The organism is Pseudoflavitalea sp. G-6-1-2 (assembly GCF_012927185.1).
Lineage (GTDB): Bacteria > Bacteroidota > Bacteroidia > Chitinophagales > Chitinophagaceae > Pseudobacter.
This window is the reverse complement of sequence record NZ_JABBGB010000001.1, coordinates 650295-670320: the sequence shown is the minus strand read 5'-3', so window position 1 is coordinate 670320 and position 20026 is coordinate 650295. Positions and strand designations below refer to the sequence as shown.

The following is a 20026-nucleotide window of genomic DNA, read 5'->3' as shown; positions in this document are numbered from 1 at the left end:
TTATTGTTCAATCGCCTTGCGGAGGTCTTCGATCAGATCGTCTGCATCTTCGATGCCAACACTCAAGCGGATCAGTGAATCGGACAAACCATTCTTTACGCGCTCTTCGCGTGGAATGGAAGCGTGCGTCATGGATGCCGGGTGATTGATCAGAGACTCTACACCACCGAGGCTTTCAGCCAGAGAGAACAGTTTGGTGGAAGAGAGCACTTTGGTGGCAGTTGCTACGCTGTCGTCTTTGAGTGTGAAGCTGATCATGCCGCCGAATCCGCGCATCTGTTTGCTGGCGATGGCGTAGCCGGGATGATCTTCAAATCCGCACCAGTATACTTTACCCACTTTCGGATGATTGCGTAGCCAATGAGCGATCTTGATACCATTCTCACAATGGCGCTGCATACGTACATGAAGCGTTTTGATACCACGCAGCACGAGGAAGCAGTCCTGTGGTCCAGGCACTGCACCACAGCTTTTCTGAATGAAGTAGAGCTGCTCACGGAGGCTGTCGTCGTTCATGATCAGGGCTCCCTGTATCACGTCGCTGTGACCGCCGAGGTATTTGGTAGCGGAGTGCAGTACAATGTCTGCTCCGAAATCGAGCGGGTTCTGCAGATAGGGCGATGCAAAAGTGTTATCCACACAAACCAGTGCTTTCGCTGCTTTGCCGATAGCTACAGTGGCAGCGATATCGGTGATGTTCAGCAATGGATTGGTGGGCGTTTCTACCCAGATCAGTTTTGTTTTTGGAGTAACGGCCTTGCTGATATTGTTTACATCGGTCATATCAACAAAAATGAACCTGATGCCGATCTTCTCATAGATCTTGGTGAAAAGGCGGTAAGTGCCACCGTAAAGGTCGTTGCCTGCAATCACTTCATCGCCGGGAACCAGCAGCTTCAGCACTGCATCGGTAGCGGCTACGCCACTGCTGAATGCGAGACCATGTTTACCGTTTTCGATAACCGCGAATGCTTCTTCGAGCGCTTTACGGGTTGGGTTCTGAGAGCGGGCATATTCAAATCCTTTGTTTTTGCCGGGCGCTTCCTGAACGTAGGTTGATGTCTGATAGATGGGCGTCATGATGGCGCCGGTCGACGGATCCGGTTCAGATCCGGCATGTATGAATTTAGTTGCGAGCTTCATAATCTTGCTTTGATTGGACTACAAATATGCGCAATAAAAGCCGGATTTCCAGTTTAACAGAAGCTTAACCTGCCTTTTACAGATACCCTGTAACATTTTGCAAATACTGTGGTGGCGCAGGTTTCATCGATTTTTTATAATGTGTTGATATTACTCTATCTGCGAAAAACTTCGTAGTGCTTATCATGAGCATTCCGCTTCTACCAATTTGCTTGACTTCGGCTATATATGATCCTACTTTTGATCCGGAAACTGAAAAACAAAACCGGACCCGAAAATCCGGAGGCCTGAAAAACAAACAAGTTCACTTTAAAAAAGTATAGCCATGAAACAAGTATTATTCATTCTTTGCTCCGTGCTGCTCGCAGCAGGCGCCTATGCAGCTGATCCGAACGAGAAAGTATTGAAATCTTTCAAAGAAACATTTGCCAACGCAGAAGAGGTAAAATGGGCAGAATACGACAACTACTACACTGTTAGCTTCGTGAGTGGTAAGGTTCGTGCCAAAGTGAATTACGACAAAGACGGCAATATGATGGGATCTACCCGTTACTATGAGCCCAATCTGCTTCCGATCGGCATTCTCAATGCAGTAAAGAAAGCATATCCCACAAAAACATTGTTTGGCGTAACAGAGATCACTGCTGAAGGCGTGGTAAACTACTACGTTAAAATGGAAGATGCCAAACATTGGACAACCATTAAAGTAGACGACTCAGGAAATACCAGTGTATACGAGAAGTATAAAAAGGGATAATTTGGTGGGCTAGTGCGTAACTCTCTCAGCCGGAAAAAAGTCTATCTATCTTAACAACGTACCAGCCGCCAAATATCTCCAATCGAAATTGTCAGCCGCATGGATTTCCTGCGGCTGAATTTTTTTATGCAATACTGCAGATTGAAGTATGCCTTTATTCACGAGGGTACGTTTGGCTTCCTGCACATAATCCTGCACATCGGGCAATTCCATCCAGCTTTTTTGCGGCGTTTCAAAACCTGTTTTGTCTTTTCTCCAGACAATCGATTCCGGTAGTTGCTGATTCATCGATTGACGGAGAATCCATTTTGTATAACCATTCCTGATCTTGAACGACGAAGGAAGGGAAAAGATGAATTCTACCAGCGGGTGATAAAGAAAGGGTAGCCGAACTTCGCAGCCATTGGCCATCGAATTGCGGTCGGCATATTGCAGCAGTTCTGCAAGACCGTTGAGAAAACTGTTGTAGTAGAGTTGTCCGCTCAGTGAATCGATATGTGGACTGGCATAGTGTGATGCTCCGAAACTGGCTGTGAAAGCGGGTTCCAGGTCTTTCAGTTCCCGTTGTTGTTTAGATCTGATTCCCGAGAGGTAAGAGGCTGCCAGTGAAGGGAATGCTCCCGCCAGCTGATTCTTCCATCCCCAACTAACGTTAATGCCTAGTTGCTTTGTTGTGGCTATTTCTTTTTTTTGCAATGAGCGGTTGCTTCTTCCCAACTCCTGCCAGTAGCTGGCGTAGTACTTGTGATAGCCGGCAAGTGTTTCATCGGCGCCCTGTCCATCGAGCAGAACAGTAATGCCCTGTTCTTTTGCGAGCTGAAAAACTTTGTATTGTGCCAGTGTGCCGGAAGACTGAAAAGGTGTCTCCTGATGATAGCAGACTTTCTCGAAATCGCTGATCAGGTCCGTGGCAGATGGCTGCACTGTGTGTGATTTCACTTTCAGGTGGTCAGCGGCTGTTTTGATATGCGCAGACTCATCACGCTCAAACCCTGGAAAGATGGCAGAGAAAGTATGAACAGGCTGACCCGTAAGTTTGCAGACTGTAGCCAGTACCGATGAGCTATCCAGCCCGCCACTGAGCGAAGTTCCCACAGGAACATCACTTCGTAATCTGTTCGATACCGATTCGAGGAATAACTCACTGAAACGCTCAACCGCTTTTTCGGGAGTGATGCTCCGATCGATCGCATCTGTATCAATATCCCAGTAAGGATGTACTGTTAGCCGTTTTTCCTTCAGATCGTAGATCAGGTAATGCCTTGCAGGAAGCTGCCGGATGTTCTTCCAGAATGTGCGTGCCCCATCGCCGGGATGTTGAATATACCCCAGTGTGAGAAAATTATAGAGCATGGTTTCGTCCGGCTCCTTATCGATACCGGCGGCCCAGAGCGCTTTCATTTCACTTGCAAAGATGAATTGTTCTGCATCCTCCAAATAAAAAAATGGCTTCTCTCCGAAGCGATCCCGCGCTGCGAAGAGCACTTGTTTTTCTTTATCCCAGATAGCAAATGCGAACATGCCTTCAAAATGCTGCAGGCATTCTTCTTTGTAGCAGTCGTATGCTGCGAGTATCACTTCGGTATCTGTTTCCGACTGGAAATGATAACCGGCTTGCTGAAGGGTATGCCTCAGTTCTTTGTAGTTGTACACTTCTCCGTTGTGTACGATGCAATAACGGTTATCGAGGTAATGCATGGGTTGTGCACCCAGCTGACTGAGATCGAGGATGGCCAGTCGCTGGTGCCCCAATATCGCCGAAGTCTCACCATTGTGGGTAAGCGCAGCAATACCTTCACCATCCGGTCCGCGATGGCGGATGGCGTTGATCATGTGCTGTACTCTCGTACTGCTTGCCAGTAAAGGATTGCGTGAGATAATGCCTGCGATGCCACACATAATGGCATCAAGTTAATACTTTATAGGCAGTATTGCCCGGATGCTGTCCCACTCCATAATCAGCTGCATATTGTTCTTGTCTTCAGCTGGTGCAAATTCCATGGTGAATACCTCGAAAGGGAAATTTGTCTTCGCAATCGGAATGGTGAATTTATAGGCGTCTTTGGTGGAGTCTATCTTTAGTCCCCATGTGTAGAGATCATTGTTGAGAATGATGGTCCATTCGTTTTCGTAAGGAATGGCGTAGATCACATAGCGTCCTTTGGGAACGGTTTTGCCTTTGATGTTCACATCTCTGAAGAATTCCAGCTCACTGGCTTCATTGGCGCCCATTCTCCAGGTGCTGCCGTATTTTACAACTTCTCCGAAGATCCTGCGTCCTCCTTTCTGAGGGCGGCTGAAGATGGCGCGTGCAATGGGTGCTTCCAGATTGCTGTTGGCCATTTTCAGTTTTGGGTATTCGGTGGGGAAGTAGGCCATGTCCATGGGACTTTTATCCAGTCCGGCCTGGGCAAGCCTGTCTGAAATGGCGTTTGTTGGGTTCTGATTAATGGTAACGGTGTTGCTTCCTTTGTTCTTGTCAGAGCTGCAGGAGGTAAGGGCGATACCAGCGATCAACGCTGCGGAGAAAAAATATGTTCGGATGTCAGGCATATCAGAATGAAAAGGGTAAAGCGGCTTTCATATTGTCCCACATGATCAGGAGGTTCACACCGCCGGCAGATTTATCGAAAATCATGGTGAACGCTTCAGCATTCTCGGCAACTTTTTCGGGGGTTACTTCAACACGGAGCACGTCTTTGGTTGCGTCGTACTGGAAAGCGCCCCAGATATCGGTTTCTTTATTGAAGATGATGGTCCACTTATCCTGGGTTGGCAGGGCATACATGGTATACCTTCCTTTTTTCAGTTTGGAACCTTTCACCTTGGTGTCTTTATACAATTCAATTTCAGTGGCTTCGTTGGCGCCGAGCCTCCATATCTTGCCATATTCCACCAGTTCTCCGAAAACGCTTCTCCCGTTTTTCTGGGGTCTGCTGTAGACCACGCGGGCGCAGAGGGGCTCGGTCACTTTGTTCTGGATGCGCAGAACGGGATAATTGCACGGATAGTAGCTCATGTCCATGGGGGACTTGTCGATTGCCGGGGGCTTGGTTTGGGCGGTGGCCGTCACGATTCCTGCAAGAAAGAGCAGGGTCATCATCCTGTACTTCATACCTGTAACATTGATTTGAACCGCAAAAATAACAGTTTAGGAGCGGAAAAAATTTTCACTAAAGTACGAGCGGCAGTTGAGAACCGGTTGGGTTGTTTGCGAAATCGCAATAAAAAATGGTTAAAATTATTCGCCGTCCAGCTCAAGCAGCCTGCCATTGGCATATGCACGGAGTTCCGGGAAGAATTGATCGTACAGATCCTGTAATTGGGTAAAATTGGATTCGAAGATTTCGAAGGCCATTTTGCTTTCGGTGAGATAGGTTGATCTTCTAACCACTCCCTCAAAACTGTTGGCAATTCCCCATCGGTTGCGGTAGTTGAAAAGCCAGTTCTGTTTTCTCATGTAGGGAAGCATCTGCTGGTATCTGGGAGGCAGCACTTCGTATTGTTTATCGAGTGTGTTGTACACCCGTTGAGAAAAATCAAAGAGACTGGTTTCTGTAAAGTACCTGCTGTCGTTGGCGAGGTAATGATCGTACACTACATCCACGAAGGCAGCGCTGTACAATCTGTACACCGGTCTGAAAAGATCGGCTGCTGCTTTGGTAGCTTCATGATGATCTGTGAATGAATCGATATCACGGTGAAGTGCAATGCCTTTTTGAATTCCCGTAGTAAAATTGAGTTTCTGCTTTCCTTTTACGAAGTCGCTGATCATATTGCCAACGAGAATATCGGGCCGGTCGAATGAGAGGTATGCGTGCGCTAAAAAATTCACACAACAATTTACAGTTTTTGCAGCCGCCTGCCAAACATAACACCATGCCTTAATTTGATAAGCGGTATCTGTGATCCAATTTAACGTAGGCTTAACTGTGTGTTGTGAGCAAATTGGCTAATCGCAGCAATGTTAGGCGGGTAAAGGTTTTGGGAGGATTTGTTGCACAGCTTTTTGGGCTTCGGTTCAATTCAAAACAGTCCGCAGTTGGCTTTCGTGCCATTGGTCATTATTAGCTATGAGCGCTGCAAACCCGGTGTATTTTTGCATCACTCAATAAAGCCAATATCACCTGAACTTTTTGAGTGGCGCACTGTAACAATTGAAAAGAAGTTGCGTCTTATTGAAGAGAACAATATCCTCCGGATCACCATCACAAGTACAATCAATATATACAATACAGTCAATCATGAAAAAGGCAGTTTTAATGGGCGTTTTTGCTCTGCTGATCGGATTCAGCAGCTTCGCCCGCACAGGAGAAGAGGTAAGTGAGCAGGTTCTTCAATCATTCAACAGAGAATTTGCAGGTGCACAGGATGTAAACTGGGAGATCAGCAAAACAATGCAAAAGGCAACTTTTAAACTGAACGGGCAAACGATGTTCGCCTATTACGAAGAACGCGGTGAGTTGCTTGCGCTCACACGCAATATCACGTCTTCTCAGTTGCCCATCACTTTACTGAGCAATCTGAAAAAGAGCTATTCCGAGTTCTGGATCACCGATCTCTTTGAGATTTCTTCCGAAGGAAATACGCAGTATTTTATTACCATCCAGAGTGCCGATCAAACGGTAGTGCTGAAATCGGACAATAGCTACGGCTGGCAGACTTACAAAAAAGTAAAAACATCATAGCCAAACTTAGTTTTAGTTGGTTTTAGTTGGAAAGATGAAGTCCTTTCGCGTTTGCGGAGGGACTTTTAATTTGCTCCCGGACATACTTGTTTTCAATTATATTACCTTTGCCGCCATAAACAATCATAAGATCATGAGTAAAGGACCTGTCTCACAATTTATTCAGCATCATTACCGTCACTTCAACGCGGCGGCGCTGGTGGATGCTGCTAAAGGTTATGAAACCCATTTACTGGAAGGTGGCAAAATGATGGTAACGCTTGCAGGAGCCATGAGTACAGCAGAGCTGGGCGTTTCACTGGCCGAGATGATCCGTCAGGATAAAATTCACATCATCAGTTGCACTGGTGCCAACCTCGAGGAAGACATCATGAACCTGGTGGCACATTCACATTATCAACGCATTCCCAATTACCGTGATCTCACTCCTGAGCAGGAGTACGAGTTACTCGAAAAAGGTCTGAATCGCGTAACCGATACCTGCATTCCCGAAGAAGAAGCATTCCGTAAAATTCAGCAGCACATCGCCAAACTCTGGAAAGATGCTGATGCAGCCGGAGAAAGATATTTCCCTCACGAGTTCATGTACAAATTGTTGCTGAGCAAAGTGATGGAAGAAGGATATGAGATCGATCCCAAAGACAGCTGGATGATTGCCGCTGCTGAGAAGAACCTTCCGATCGTTGTAGGCGGATGGGAAGACAGCACCATGGGTAACATCTTCGCTTCGTACGTTATCAAGAACGAAGTGAAAGCTACTACCATGAAGAGCGGAATCGAGTACATGGTATGGCTGGCAGACTGGTATCGTCAGAACAGCGGCGGAAAAGGTGTAGGCTTCTTCCAGCTTGGTGGCGGTATCGCAGGTGATTTCCCTATCTGCGTAGTTCCGATGATGTACCAGGATCTCGAATGGCATGATGTTCCGTTCTGGAGCTATTTCTGCCAGGTGTCTGATTCTACCACTTCGTACGGTTCCTATTCCGGAGCTGTTCCCAATGAGAAAATCACCTGGGGCAAACTGGATATCCATACTCCGAAATTCATTGTTGAAAGCGACGCTACCATCGTAGCTCCATTGATATTCGCATATCTGCTGGGCTGGTAATTTACCTGCTTTAGCAAATAGCAACCGGTCAGCTGACTAATTCAGCGTTGAGCAATCAACGTTAGAGGAAGTTGCTGACCGGTTTTTTATTGCGCTGATGTTATTGCGGAACTGAGCTTGCCATCTCAGGCCGGATGCCGTGTGATGCTTTCACGCCGCCAAATCTGCCGGGCAGTGTCGAAGCTCCGGTCAACAGTGGTAGGTAGGATAGGGCAATAGCGGAACCCAGGCTTTGGTGCAACAGATTTGAAGGTCGTGAAAGCATCACCCGCCATCCTGACCTGCTTCACTGATTTCGAGAATCATCATTATTTTGAAATTGATATTAGTTGCAATAAGAATGTTGGCATTGTTCTCGCCCTCTCATGCTGATGCAGCAAAGGGATAGGGAAATACGGCATTTTGGCGCCGGATTTCACTATCCCTTTGAATGCAAATTGCCCCTGAAGCCCTACATCAGCGTATCATCTCACTGAAACCAAGTAGGGGTAAGCAGCTGTATCCAGTTTTCTTGCTGATATTTTAGAATTAATTCAAATTTTAGAGCTTACTTTATCGTTTCCTTTTCAACTAGAACCCAATACATACCCATGATACAGAGACTTCGAAGTTTTTTTGGCAATTGGCTGAATTGCCGGTACGGGATGGTTTTGCTGCTCGTACTCATCTATCTGAGTATTACCTTCCTTACAAGAGTGGCGCTGCTGCTGCGTGTAAGTGATTCGTTCGACTGGAGCTTCTCCAATGTATTGGGCGTTTTTGGCATCGGCCTGCTCTATGATCTGGCCGTGAGCTCCTACATCATCATTCCCTTTGTTCTTCATATCTGGCTTACCAGCGAAAAAGCATACGGCCCCAAACTCAGAAAATGGGTGGCGTTATTTTATGTGGCATTGATCCTGGTGCTGATCTTTACTCAACTGGTGCCCGCTGATTTCAACTCCGATCTGCGTAAAGCTGTAATCGGACTGGTGATCGCGCGACTGCTCATCTTTCTGCTGCTCGCCTGGAAAGGTGCTGCCTTCAGAGCAAAATGGCGCAGAGCTGTTCTCTTCATCGATTTTTCTCTGGTAGTGTACCTGCTGCTCTTCAATGCCGTGAGCGAATGGTTCTTCTGGAACGAATTCTCCGGCAGATACAATTTCATTGCAGTGGATTACCTGATCTACACCAATGAAGTAGTAGGCAATATTCAGGAATCTTACCCCATTGGATGGATCATTGCCGTTGTGCTGCTGCTCACATTCACCATCGTATACCTAAGCAGAAATGTGATCCGCAATACCAACAGCGCTCACATGCCTATTGGAAAGCGCACTATCGTAGCTGTTTGCCTGCTGGCATTGCCTGCCATTACAACATTAGCACTGGACAACAGATTGAAAAGATTCAGCAGCAACGCCTATGCAAACGAACTCGCCGGCAACGGCATCTTCGAATTCGCCGCTGCATTCCGCAATAACGAACTCGACTTCTATCGTTACTACAAAACAATGCCCGATGCAGAAGCTTTCAAAGTGATGCGTCAGCAATTGCAGGTGCCCAACAGCACTTTCACTTCTGACGATGTTTTCAATCTCGAAAGACAAATCAGTTATCAGCAACCCGAAGAGAAACTGAATGTGGTAATGATCAGTGTGGAAAGCCTCAGCGCAAGTTTCATGCGTGCATTCGGCAGCGATAAAAACATCACTCCATGCCTCGACAGTCTTGCCGATAAAAGCATTTTCTTCACCAACCTCTATGCGAGCGGAACCCGCACTGTACGTGGATTAGAGGCCCTTTCTCTGGCCATTCCTCCTACACCCGGACAAAGCATTGTGAAGCGTCCCGATAACGGCGACCTGTTCTCTCTCGGAAGCGTTTTCCGTTCCAAAGGATATGCAACACAATACATCTACGGAGGATATGGTTACTTCGACAATATGAATGCCTACTTCTCTGCCAATGGCTACGAAGTGATCGATAGAAAAGCATTGAAGCCCGAAGAAATTCATTACGCCAATATCTGGGGCGTTGCAGACGAGGATCTGTTTACGCTTGCCCTCAGAAAGCTCGATGAGAATTATGCGAAGAAGCAACCTTTCTTCTCACAGATCATGACGGTGAGCAATCACAGACCATACACTTATCCTGATGGCCGTATCGACATTCCTTCTTCCAGACAGGTTCGCGAAGGTGCTGTGAAATATACCGATTACTCCATCGGCAAATTCATCCGCGATGCATCCTCCAAACCATGGTTCAACAACACGGTGTTCGTGATTGTGTCCGACCATTGCGCGGGCAGTGCAGGCAGTGTTGAATTGCCTGTTACAGGATATCATATTCCGATGATCATCTACAGCCCATCACGCCTCACTCCGCAGAAATTCAGCAAACTCACTGCTCAGATCGATATTGCACCAACCATCCTCGGACTGCTGAAGTTCAATTACAAATCGAAGTTCTTCGGACAGGATATTTTCGCATTGCCCGAAGGCCGCGAACGTGCATTCATCAGTACTTACCAGGGGCTCGGTTATATGCGCGACAGCATGCTGGTGATTCAATCTCCCGTTCAGCAGATCGCACAATTCAAACCAGATTTCAAAACGGGTGATGCTGCGAAAGTGCAGGCTACCGATAGTTTGGTTACACAGGCGATTGCGTATTATCAGACTGCATCATGGCTGATAAAAAATAAGAAGTACACCAAACATCCCGATGATCCCAAATCAAGCGCTGCGCCTAACAACTAAGCATTGAACTTCCTCCAATAAAAAATGGCAACTACCGCGGTAGTTGCCATTTGTATTTTGAAGACGGCTGCAATTATGAGCAGGCGATCTTATTAACTCTGGTTTGATGTCTGCCTCCTTCAAATGGTGTTTCGATGAAGAGGTTCACCATGTTGATGGCATAATCCAATGCAACGAATCTTGCAGGGATGCAGATCACATTGGCATCGTTGTGCTGACGGATCAGTTTGGCTACGTCGGTCTCAAACGCAAGCCCGGCACGGATTCCCTGATGTTTGTTTGCAGTGATGGCAACGCCGTTGGCACTTCCGCAGATGAGAATGCCGAATGCTACTTCTCCTTTTTCTACTGCGTCGGCTACAGGATGCGCATAATCGGGATAATCAACAGACTTGTTTTCATATACACCCATGTCGGCCACCTGATATCCTTTTTCGTTCAGCCATTTTACGATGGCAGTTTTGTATTCGTAGCCGGCATGATCACAGCCAATGGCGATGGGCAATGAAAGATTGAATGAGCTCATATAGCAAGATTATTAAGTTGCTGAATCAGGGATTAGTTCCACTCTTTATCTTTCGCTTCCTGCCTTTTGAATACGCGGCGGGAAATAACGATACTGAATTCATACAGAGCACAAAGTGGGAGGAACACAATCATCTGGCTCATCCAGTCGGGTGATGGCGTAATGATGGCTGCAATCACCAGAATGGCCACATACGCATACTTTCTGTACGTGGTGAGGAACTTCGGTGTAACCAGTCCGATACGGGTGAGCACATAGGAGATGATCGGCAGTTGAAATGCCAATGCCGCACCAATAATGATATCGATGAGGTTCTCCATGTAATCAGCCAGTGTAGGGCGGGCAACCAGCAGATGTTTGGTGCCGATGGTATAGTTCAGCAGAAAGCTGAATGTGAAAGGCGCCAGCAGAAAATAACCGAATGCTACGCCTAAAAAGAAGAATAAGGATACCCAGAAGATCGCGCCTCTGGTGCTTTTCAGTTCTTTGGGAGTGAGGGCTGGTTTGATGAACCGCCAGATCTCCCAGAAAATATAGGGGAATGCAATAATGAATCCGCATGAAAAGGCAATGGTGATGCTGCTCATGAACTGCGACCCGAATGTGATGGTCTGCATTTCAACATTGGCAGGAGGAGGGAGGCAGAGTGCCTGTCCGGCACCAATCCACTCGCTGAATTTGCACAGGTAAATATATGTAGTGAAATCAGCCTGCAAGGGGGCTGTGATCACGTTATCGAAAATCCAGTCGATATACACAAAAGCCACAATTGCTCCCGCGATGATAGCAAGCAGTGAACGCATGATATGCCAACGCAGGGCTTCGAGATGATCTATGAAAGTCATCTCGTTCTCTTCAGGGGCTCGCTTTTTTAAGAATTGTAGTGCCATCGGAAAATATCGCTGATCATCATGAAAAGCGGGGCAAATTTAAGGTTATTAACGCTGGATTATGCAATAATCCTGTTAATGAGTAGTAATGAATAAGCTTAACGGCATTAAATTTTGAGGATTTTCAGCCTCACCATTTCAATTCTGGTGTCGCTTACATTCAGTACCTCAAATTCGTAATGGCCGATAATGATGCGTTCTTTCAGCTTGGGAATGGTTTCATGCTGGTGAATGATGAACCCGGAGAGGGTTTCAGAATCGTTCTCAGGGAACTGCAGTCCGTATTTTTCGCGCAGGTGGTCGAGTTCGAGCCTTCCTGAAAGAATGTACTCATCCTCAGACACCTGCTTCTCTTCAAATTCTTCGGTATCGTATTCGTCTTTGATCTCGCCAAAGATCTCTTCGAGCAGGTCTTCCATGGTAACAATGCCGGCTGTGCCACCGAATTCATCTACCACCCATGCGATGCTTTTGCGCTCGCGTGTGAATTTATTGATGAGGTCGGTAACGCTCATGCTTTCCGGAATGGCGGGAATCGGCAGCAGCATATCTTTTATGGAGGCTGGCTGCTTGAACAGATCGAGCTGGTGAATATAACCTACGATATGATCGATATTTTCTTCGTACACCACCAGTTTGCTGAGTTTGGTTTCAACAAAGAGATGGCGTGTTTTTTCGATGTCGAAATTCAGTTCCACTGCCACGATCTCTTTGCGTGGAACGAGACAGTCTCGCACTTTCACTTTGGGCAGACTGAGTGCATTCTCGAACAGTTCGGTTTTGAGATCCTGGTGTTCGAGGCTATGCTGATCGGTATTGTTCTGTGTAAACGTATCGAGGTCGGCACGATTGAAGGTCTCTTTCTTCTTATCGATTCTTATATCGAAGATTACATTGAGGATGAAGATGGATAGTTTGGTGAAGAGATTGGCTACCCAGAAAAAGAGCGAATCGCAGAATGCAAGCAATCCGCTGCGGGCTGCGAAACTCAGCGTGCTGTCTGCTTTTGCACGGAAGATAGCTTTGGGAATGAACTCTCCGAGAATGATGATGATGATCCAGCTGAGGATTATTTCCATCATCAGCAGAATCGGCATCAGGCTGCCCATTATCTCTGATCTTTTCACCAGCAGATCGAGACCGGCGCTTCCGAGCAATACAGCAATTACCAGAAATGTATTGTAACCAACAATATTGGTTCCGATGAATCGCGATGGATTATCGTAGAGACTGGAAAGAAAAGCAATGCCGCTGGCTCCCTGGTTCTTTTTCAGTTCCACGTTGAGCCGGTTAGCGGTAGTGAAGGCTACTTCAATTCCGGAAAAGTAAGCGATAAAAAAGATCGCTCCGCAGAGAGCGATGATAACTGCTAAACTCATACTTCGTATACGAATCTATACAAAAGCCGGGGGATTACATAAAATAAATATGACTATTTTATGCGCTATGAAATGGCCCTCAGTCTTTTATTTGACCAAAAGATAATAAACGTCTTTTCCGGGTGAAAAGTTTCTACAATTCCAGAAAATCTTCGATGATGCGGGCGGCTTCTTCGCGGGCACGCGGAAGATGGTCGTTGATCACAATGCGATGAAAATGATGTTTGAAGGAGATCTCGTAAGAGGCTTTGTTTACGCGGGCCGCCAGGCTCTCTTCGGTTTCGGTACCCCGGCTCTGAAGCCTTTTCTTCAGTTCGTCCACGGAAGGCGGTTCAATGAAGAGGCTGAGGGTAGAATCGGGGTATTGCTGCTGAACGTGGATGGCTCCCTTTACATCGATATCGAGAACAGGCACCTGATGGTTGTTCCAGATGCGTTCCAGTTCCGATTTGAGGGTACCATAATATTTGCCTTCGTACACCATTTCCCATTCCACAAACTGCTGGTGCTGGATCTTCTCCTGAAACGATTCGGCAGAGAGGAAATAATAATCCACGCCGTCTTTTTCATTGCCGCGCGCCTGACGCGTGGCGGCTGAAATGGAGAATGCCAGCTGCGGATATTTTTCCAGCAGATAATGGGTGATGGATGTTTTTCCTGCTCCCGATGGAGCAGTGATGATGATGATCTTATTTTGTGGATCGAAGGCCATAAAGAGGTAATAAGCTGCAAAGGTTATGAAATTCGCTTGATATCTGCACCCAGTGCGCGAAGACGCGTATCGATATTCTGATAACCGCGATCGATCTGCTCGATGTTCTGAATGGTGCTCTTGCCTTCTGCACTCAGTGCAGCGATCAGCAACGATACCCCCGCACGAATATCCGGACTGCTCATGGTGATTCCACGCAAAGATTGCTCGCGGCCAAGGCCTATAACCGCCGCCCTGTGCGGATCGCAGAGGATGATCTGGGCACCCATATCTATCAGTTTATCTACGAAAAAGAGACGGCTCTCGAACATCTTCTGATGAATGAGTACAGATCCTTTCGCCTGAGTTGCCACTACCAGAACAATGCTCAGCAGGTCGGGCGTGAAGCCGGGCCATGGATGATCGTAAATGGTGAGTACAGATCCGTCGAGGAAGGTTTGGATCTCATAAGAATCCTGTGCGGGTACATGAATATCATCCCCCACAAAATCCATTTGAATACCGAGCTGACGGAATTTATCAGGAATAACCCCAAGGTTTTCGAGGCCAACATTTTTGATGGTGATATCGCTTTGCGTCATGGCGGCGAGGCCGATGAAAGATCCGATCTCGATCATATCGGGCAACATGCGGTGTTCTGTTCCTCCGAGATAATCTACACCTTCGATAGTGAGCAGATTGCTTCCGATGCCCTGAATGCGGGCGCCCATACGCGTGAGCATGCGGCAAAGCTGCTGCAAGTATGGTTCGCAGGCTGCATTGTAAATGGTAGTAACTCCTTTTGCCATTACTGCCGCGAGTACGATATTGGCGGTACCTGTTACGGATGGCTCGTCGAGCAGCAGGTAAGTGCCTTTGAGATTGGGAGCGTTGAGGTGAAAGAATCCATCCTCCGGATGATAAGTGAATTCGGCACCCAGTTTCTCGAACCCGATGATATGTGTATCGAGCCTGCGGCGACCGATCTTATCACCACCGGGTTTGGGGATGAATGCCTTGCGGAACCGCGCCAGCAGCGGACCTGCGAGCATTACGGAGCCGCGGAGCTGCCCGCTTTTTTTGCGGTATGCTTCGCTATGGAGATAATCGATATTTACGTCGTCTGCCTGAAAGATGCAGGTGTCGCGCTGCGGTCTTTCTACCTTCACATTCATATCTGCCAGCAGCTCTATCAGCAGGTTCACATCGAGAATATCGGGGATATTGGTGATGGTAACTTTTTCGGGAGTGAGCAGCACGGCACTGATGATCTGTAAGGCTTCGTTCTTTGCGCCCTGCGGAACGATGGAGCCGCTGAGCTTTTTGCTACCGGTTACTTCAAAGGAAGGCATATTGTTGGTTGATGATTGTTGAGTGAATGAGTTAACAAAAAAAGTTGATCATGCAGGATGATCAACTTTTCAAAGGTATAAACCGAAGACGTTATTTGTATCTTTTCTTATTGAATTTACCACCGCCACGGTTATCACGGTCGTTGCGGTTGTTGTTGCCGCCACCGCCTCCGCGATTGTCGCGCTGGCCGAAGTTTTTACCGCCTCCGCCGCCACCGCCGCGTTTGTTGCGGTAGTCGCCATATCCGCGGTTGTCGCGCTCACGGCCACCTTCTGAGTGACGTTGCTGACGAACGAACGGTGTATTGGTAAAGGTGAGCTGACCCTGAGTGATATTGCTCAGTTCGCCCTGGATGGCATCGTCGTGCACCTGCTCTTTATGCCAGTTGTTGTAGGCTAACTTCATGTAGTAGGCTACTGCATTGGCAAATCCCTGACGTTTTTCCGGGTTCTCTTCTTTCAGCGCCTTGTTGATAACGATCTCGAGGTTCTTGCCGAGGTGAGAGAATTTCGGATAGCGTTTGGGGTAAGGAAGCGGTTTTGGCTTCGCTTTGAGCGTCTCCCTGGTGGGGATAGGATATGGACTGTCCACATCCAACTTAAAATCGGAGATCAGAAATAAGTGATCCCATAATTTATGACGGAAATCTTCTACGTTCTTTAAGTGTGGATTCAGAAATCCCATCAGTTCAATCACTGAATAAGCGTTGCGCTGGCGGGTCTCTCTGTCTTCGATACTAAGCAGGTACTCAACCATCTTCTGAATATGGCGACCATATTCACGCATGATGAGGTGATTCCTGGTAGTATTATATTCCATTTCTTCTACTTCTGCTTGCATATTGGACAAATGTAACAAACTTTTGGTTTGTAAAATATTTTCCCGCAGCCTGTCTGCCAGCTTCTTTAACGGTTTATCAATACTTTAAATGTCTGTATGTTTCCGTCTGAAAGGGCTCTACTTCTGAGAAAATATATACCCGGAGTGATGCCGGGCGGTATGTTCAGCTGCAGAATGCTGGAATTGTTTACGTTAAGGGTATGGGTAAAAACGGTCTGTCCCGCCCCGGATACGAGTTCCAGCCGGTACCTGCCTTTCAGTGGCTGGTCGGCCTGAATGGTAACCTGATCTTTTACAGGGTTGGGGTAGGTGATATAACTAACCGGCGTATTGGTGCCGAGGCCTACCTGGCGGACGGCAGAGTAGCGGCCGTGTCCCGAAGCATTGAGCTGTTTGATTCTGACATATAATTTGCCTGAAGCAGTTTTATCAGGAAGGAACTGATAGTTGTATTTTGCTGAAGCACCCTGAGCAGCATATTGTCCGGCAATTTTCCCGGCAGGGACGAACGTACGTCCATCATAACTGATCTCGATTTCATAAGAATTGGATATTTCTTCATTTGAAACGTTCCATTGCAGCTTTATAGTATGATCGGGCTGTTTGGTAGCCGTGAATTGCCTGAAAATTTCAGGAAGCGGCGTAGTAGGGCAATAAGAATAGACCAGTTTGAATTTCCCCCACAGTTTACCGTTAACGCTCAGATTGTAGTTCATGCCGCCCAACTGAGGAATCAATCCCCCACTGATATCAAACGTAAAATCGATGGTTCCGGCACCGAGATAAGCACCGGCACCCGTTACTGTCTGCTGATGATGAACATTATTGAAAACGGTATCGGGGCCATAGGTAGTGGAGTCTCCCGGAGTATTGAATGAGTTGAGCGTAGTGGGACCATAACTTCTCATCACATTGTCGTTGATGTTCATGCCACCGGGCCCGGTGATACTGGGTGAAAGTGATAACAAAAACCTGGCTACTTTAGCATAAGGGTCTCTGTTTCTGGCTCCTGAAACGGTTACCAGCGAGAATGTATCGTACAAAGTGGCGCATACCAAAGTGCCTGTAGCCGTAGGAAATTTCGGAAAACTGATGGTGTTGGTACTGGCAGTGGTGGTATCGAGCACAACAATATGCTCGATGGTCAAACTCGGAGTGCCGCCGGGGCACGTACTGCATTGAGCAGAAAGATCAAGGGGAAAAACTAACGCAAGGAAGCAGACGAAGCCGCTGAGAAAAGTGTAATAAATGTGTTTCATAGGTACTGCATTTCATGTTCGGATAGGATTTTTCTGGTGGTCGCAGCCGTAAATTCCACCGCGTCATTTTCGGGCAGATGGTATCCTTCCGATAGTGACGGGCATAATTTTCAGCGTAGGGTTCGTTCCGGAACAGCCGGATTAATTACTGTTCCTTAGGGCTATACATAAAAACGGGCGCTATTGGTTTTTGGTATCAGAGGGCGTTAAAAAGTGGATAATTTCCCAGAGAAGTAACATACAACCCTTCCCAAAAGGATTATTCCCCGTATTTTTGGGCTTCATCTTTTTCTAAAAATTCTGATTGTCAATAAAAACATGACAAAATCAACTATCACAATAGATGTACACCTCGATGATAAGCGTGTACCTGAGAATATCAACTGGAGTGCAACAGACAGCACAGCAGAAAATGCACGTCAGGCAAAAGCCATGATGCTGAGCTTCTGGGATGGCAACGACAAAAGCGCGCTTCGCGTAGACCTCTGGACCAAAGACATGATGGTGGACGAAATGGCTGATTTCTATTATCAGACATTCATGACCATGGCAGACAGCTTCGAGCGTTCGACACACCAGGCAGAACTGGTAAACAGCATGAAGCAGTTTGCACAGGACTTTTACAAGCGTTTCCAGGAAATTCAGATGGAGCAGAACAAAGCATAACAATAAATTATTCCTATGAGCCTTGAACTTAAGGTGAATACAGATCTGAAAGCAGCCATGCTGGCAAAAGATGAGGCGGCATTACGCGGTCTCCGTGCCATCAAGTCTGCCATCCTTCTTGCTAAAACAGCAGAAGGAGCAGCAGGAGCTGATCTTTCGGAAGATGCAGAAATAAAACTATTGCAGAAACTGGTGAAGCAACGCAAAGATTCACTGGAAATATTTCAGCAACAGAACAGAGAAGACCTTGCAAAGAAAGAAGAAGAAGAAATTGCAGTGATTGAAAAATTTCTTCCCAAACAGATGAGTGCAGAAGAGCTGAAAGCAGAAGTGGCAGCGATTATTGCGGCTACAGGCGCTTCATCACCAGCTGATATGGGCAAGGTAATGGGAGTAGCTTCCAAACAACTCGCAGGCAAAGCCGATGGAAAATCTATCAGCGCTGCAGTAAAAGAGTTGCTCAGTAAATAAGAAAAAGCGAAGAGCCCCGTTATTAGTATTACATGATCATTGATATAATATTTATCATCATGCTGATCATGGCTGTTATCAGAGGATGGCAGCGTGGATTGGTAATTGCGATCTTCTCTGTGATCGGACTGATCATCGGGATAGCAGCAGCCATGAAGCTTTCCATAGTAGTAGCGGGATGGCTGAAAGACAGCACCAGCATTTCTGCACAATGGGTGCCGGTGATTTCTTTTGCGGCAGTGTTCATCGGAGTAGTATTGCTGATCAGATGGGGAGCAAACCTTCTCGAAGCAACACTCGAAGTGGCATTGCTGGGCTGGGCCAACAAACTGGGAGGAATTCTGTTGTACATAATAATATATACACTCGCCTATAGTGTGATATTGTTCTATGCAGAACAACTGAAACTGATCAGCCCCACAGCCATTCAACAATCAGTTACCTACGCGTATATCCAACCGCTGGGGCCCTGGGTGATCGATGGATTCGGTAAGCTGATACCCGCATTCAGGGATATGTTCGGTGATCTTGAAGCATTTTTCGACAGGCTCGCTCAAAAAGCAACCACACAGTAAATGCCGAAACGACCGGACAGGATAATAGAAATGACACAAAAAATTAGTAGTTTACAGTAAAATTTAACAGCTGAAATTTCAACGATGCCTTTTTTGAGGTAAATCGTTTACTTTAGCGAATATTTGACTGAATTGAACCGATTTAACTGATGAATTACGAGATCAAACAGGCGGACAAATTCAAATTTATCGAAGAAGGAGAGGGAGAACCATTAATGCTGTTGCACGGCTTGTTCGGTGCATTGAGCAACTTCGCTGATTTGATAGAATATTTCCGGCCCCATTATAAAGTAGTGGTGCCCATGATCCCCTTGCTTGACCTGGATCTCCTCCACACCTCTGTGGGTGGAATGCAGAAGCATGTTCAGAAGTTCATTGAATACAGGGACTACAAAGACATTAATCTCCTTGGTAACTCCCTGGGAGGGCATATGGCACTTATTCATATTCTCAAGAACCCTGAAAGGATCAAATCTCTGACCCTTACAGGAAGCTCTGGCCTCTTCGAAAACGGAATGGGTGATACCTATCCCAAAAGAGGCGATTATGAATATATCCGCAAAAAAGCGGAGAATGTATTCTTCGACCCCGCAAAAGCTACCAAAGAAATTGTGGACGAGGTATACGAAATCACCAATAACCGCATCAAGGCGATCAAAATCATTGCTCTCGCCAAAAGCGCTATCAGAAATAACCTCGGCGAAGAACTGAACCAGATCAAACAACCTACATTACTGATCTGGGGAAACAACGATTCTGTAACTCCTCCATTCGTGGCAAGAGAGTTCCAGCGATTGATTCCCAACAGCGAACTGCATTTTATCGACAAATGCGGCCATGCACCAATGATGGAAAGACCTGAAGAATTCAATCAGATCCTGCACAAATTTCTAACAAAATTAAATGAGCCCGCAGCGGTTCATTGATTCCTGTCGTCTT

General features: G+C 46.7%; 20 protein-coding genes. 8 read left to right on the top strand and 12 right to left on the bottom strand.

What is annotated here, in order from left to right:
• On the bottom strand, positions 1-1143 hold the full coding sequence (locus tag HHL16_RS02785; RefSeq protein WP_169423618.1) for a cystathionine gamma-synthase: 1143 nt from the start codon (positions 1141-1143) through the stop codon (positions 1-3).
• A 325-nt stretch (positions 1144-1468) separates the two neighbouring features.
• Here HHL16_RS02785 and HHL16_RS02780 point away from each other — a divergent pair, with 325 nt between their 5' ends.
• Positions 1469-1900 carry a hypothetical protein gene (locus HHL16_RS02780; RefSeq protein WP_169423617.1) on the top strand — a complete coding sequence of 144 codons (432 nt, stop codon included), beginning with the start codon at positions 1469-1471 and terminating at the stop codon, positions 1898-1900.
• A 45-nt stretch (positions 1901-1945) separates the two neighbouring features.
• On the opposite strand, the gene asnB is transcribed toward HHL16_RS02780, so the two are convergent.
• The 4 genes from asnB to HHL16_RS02760 all read right to left on the bottom strand — a co-directional run bounded on the left by asnB (position 1946) and on the right by HHL16_RS02760 (position 5735).
• Positions 1946-3799: an asparagine synthase (glutamine-hydrolyzing) gene (asnB, locus tag HHL16_RS02775; protein WP_169423616.1), complete on the bottom strand. Its 1854-nt coding sequence runs from the start codon at positions 3797-3799 to the stop codon at positions 1946-1948.
• A 12-nt stretch (positions 3800-3811) separates the two neighbouring features.
• Positions 3812-4453 carry a DUF2911 domain-containing protein gene (locus tag HHL16_RS02770; protein WP_169423615.1) on the bottom strand — a complete coding sequence of 214 codons (642 nt, stop codon included), beginning with the start codon at positions 4451-4453 and terminating at the stop codon, positions 3812-3814.
• Between the two features lies 1 nt (position 4454).
• Positions 4455-5015 (bottom strand): DUF2911 domain-containing protein, encoded by a 561-nt coding sequence (locus HHL16_RS02765; protein ID WP_169423614.1) that lies wholly within the window; start codon positions 5013-5015, stop codon positions 4455-4457.
• Between the two features lie 126 nt (positions 5016-5141).
• Complete coding sequence (locus tag HHL16_RS02760; RefSeq protein WP_169423613.1) at positions 5142-5735, bottom strand: ACP phosphodiesterase; 594 nt, start codon at positions 5733-5735, stop codon at positions 5142-5144.
• A 409-nt stretch (positions 5736-6144) separates the two neighbouring features.
• On the opposite strand from HHL16_RS02760, the gene HHL16_RS02755 reads away from it, so the two are divergent.
• The 3 genes from HHL16_RS02755 to HHL16_RS02745 all read left to right on the top strand — a co-directional run bounded on the left by HHL16_RS02755 (position 6145) and on the right by HHL16_RS02745 (position 10437).
• Positions 6145-6588, top strand: coding sequence for a hypothetical protein (locus tag HHL16_RS02755; protein WP_169423612.1), 444 nt, complete (start codon positions 6145-6147; stop codon positions 6586-6588).
• A gap of 133 nt (positions 6589-6721) precedes the next feature.
• Positions 6722-7696, top strand: a complete 975-nt coding sequence (locus HHL16_RS02750; protein ID WP_169423611.1) for a deoxyhypusine synthase family protein — start codon at positions 6722-6724, stop codon at positions 7694-7696.
• Between the two features lie 590 nt (positions 7697-8286).
• Positions 8287-10437 carry an LTA synthase family protein gene (locus HHL16_RS02745; protein ID WP_169423610.1) on the top strand — a complete coding sequence of 717 codons (2151 nt, stop codon included), beginning with the start codon at positions 8287-8289 and terminating at the stop codon, positions 10435-10437.
• A gap of 73 nt (positions 10438-10510) precedes the next feature.
• On the opposite strand, the gene rpiB is transcribed toward HHL16_RS02745, so the two are convergent.
• The 7 genes from rpiB to HHL16_RS02710 all read right to left on the bottom strand — a co-directional run bounded on the left by rpiB (position 10511) and on the right by HHL16_RS02710 (position 17375).
• Positions 10511-10963 carry a ribose 5-phosphate isomerase B gene (rpiB, locus tag HHL16_RS02740; protein ID WP_169423609.1) on the bottom strand — a complete coding sequence of 151 codons (453 nt, stop codon included), beginning with the start codon at positions 10961-10963 and terminating at the stop codon, positions 10511-10513.
• 32 nt (positions 10964-10995) lie between these two features.
• On the bottom strand, positions 10996-11808 hold the full coding sequence (tatC, locus tag HHL16_RS02735) for a twin-arginine translocase subunit TatC (protein ID WP_240965743.1): 813 nt from the start codon (positions 11806-11808) through the stop codon (positions 10996-10998).
• Between the two features lie 152 nt (positions 11809-11960).
• A complete protein-coding gene (locus tag HHL16_RS02730; RefSeq protein WP_169423607.1) occupies positions 11961-13232 on the bottom strand; it encodes a hemolysin family protein in 1272 nt (423 codons plus the stop codon).
• A 133-nt stretch (positions 13233-13365) separates the two neighbouring features.
• Entirely contained in the window at positions 13366-13944 is a 579-nt protein-coding gene (gene gmk / locus HHL16_RS02725) for a guanylate kinase (RefSeq protein WP_169423606.1), read from the bottom strand.
• A 23-nt stretch (positions 13945-13967) separates the two neighbouring features.
• A complete protein-coding gene (murA, locus tag HHL16_RS02720) occupies positions 13968-15275 on the bottom strand; it encodes a UDP-N-acetylglucosamine 1-carboxyvinyltransferase (protein ID WP_169423605.1) in 1308 nt (435 codons plus the stop codon).
• Between the two features lie 91 nt (positions 15276-15366).
• Entirely contained in the window at positions 15367-16116 is a 750-nt protein-coding gene (locus HHL16_RS02715; RefSeq protein ID WP_240965738.1) for a DUF4290 domain-containing protein, read from the bottom strand.
• A 65-nt stretch (positions 16117-16181) separates the two neighbouring features.
• Entirely contained in the window at positions 16182-17375 is a 1194-nt protein-coding gene (locus HHL16_RS02710) for a choice-of-anchor E domain-containing protein (RefSeq protein WP_169423604.1), read from the bottom strand.
• Positions 17376-17693: 318 nt separating this feature from the next.
• Here HHL16_RS02710 and gldC point away from each other — a divergent pair, with 318 nt between their 5' ends.
• From gldC to HHL16_RS02690, 4 genes are all read left to right on the top strand, one after another.
• A complete protein-coding gene (gene gldC / locus HHL16_RS02705) occupies positions 17694-18041 on the top strand; it encodes a gliding motility protein GldC (protein WP_169423603.1) in 348 nt (115 codons plus the stop codon).
• A gap of 15 nt (positions 18042-18056) precedes the next feature.
• The gene (locus HHL16_RS02700) at positions 18057-18512 is read left to right on the top strand and encodes a GatB/YqeY domain-containing protein (RefSeq protein WP_169423602.1); all 456 of its coding nucleotides are present in this window, start codon (positions 18057-18059) and stop codon (positions 18510-18512) included.
• A gap of 32 nt (positions 18513-18544) precedes the next feature.
• Positions 18545-19087 carry a CvpA family protein gene (locus HHL16_RS02695; RefSeq protein ID WP_169423601.1) on the top strand — a complete coding sequence of 181 codons (543 nt, stop codon included), beginning with the start codon at positions 18545-18547 and terminating at the stop codon, positions 19085-19087.
• 149 nt (positions 19088-19236) lie between these two features.
• On the top strand, positions 19237-20013 hold the full coding sequence (locus tag HHL16_RS02690) for an alpha/beta hydrolase (protein ID WP_169423600.1): 777 nt from the start codon (positions 19237-19239) through the stop codon (positions 20011-20013).
• Positions 20014-20026 lie beyond the last annotated feature (13 nt).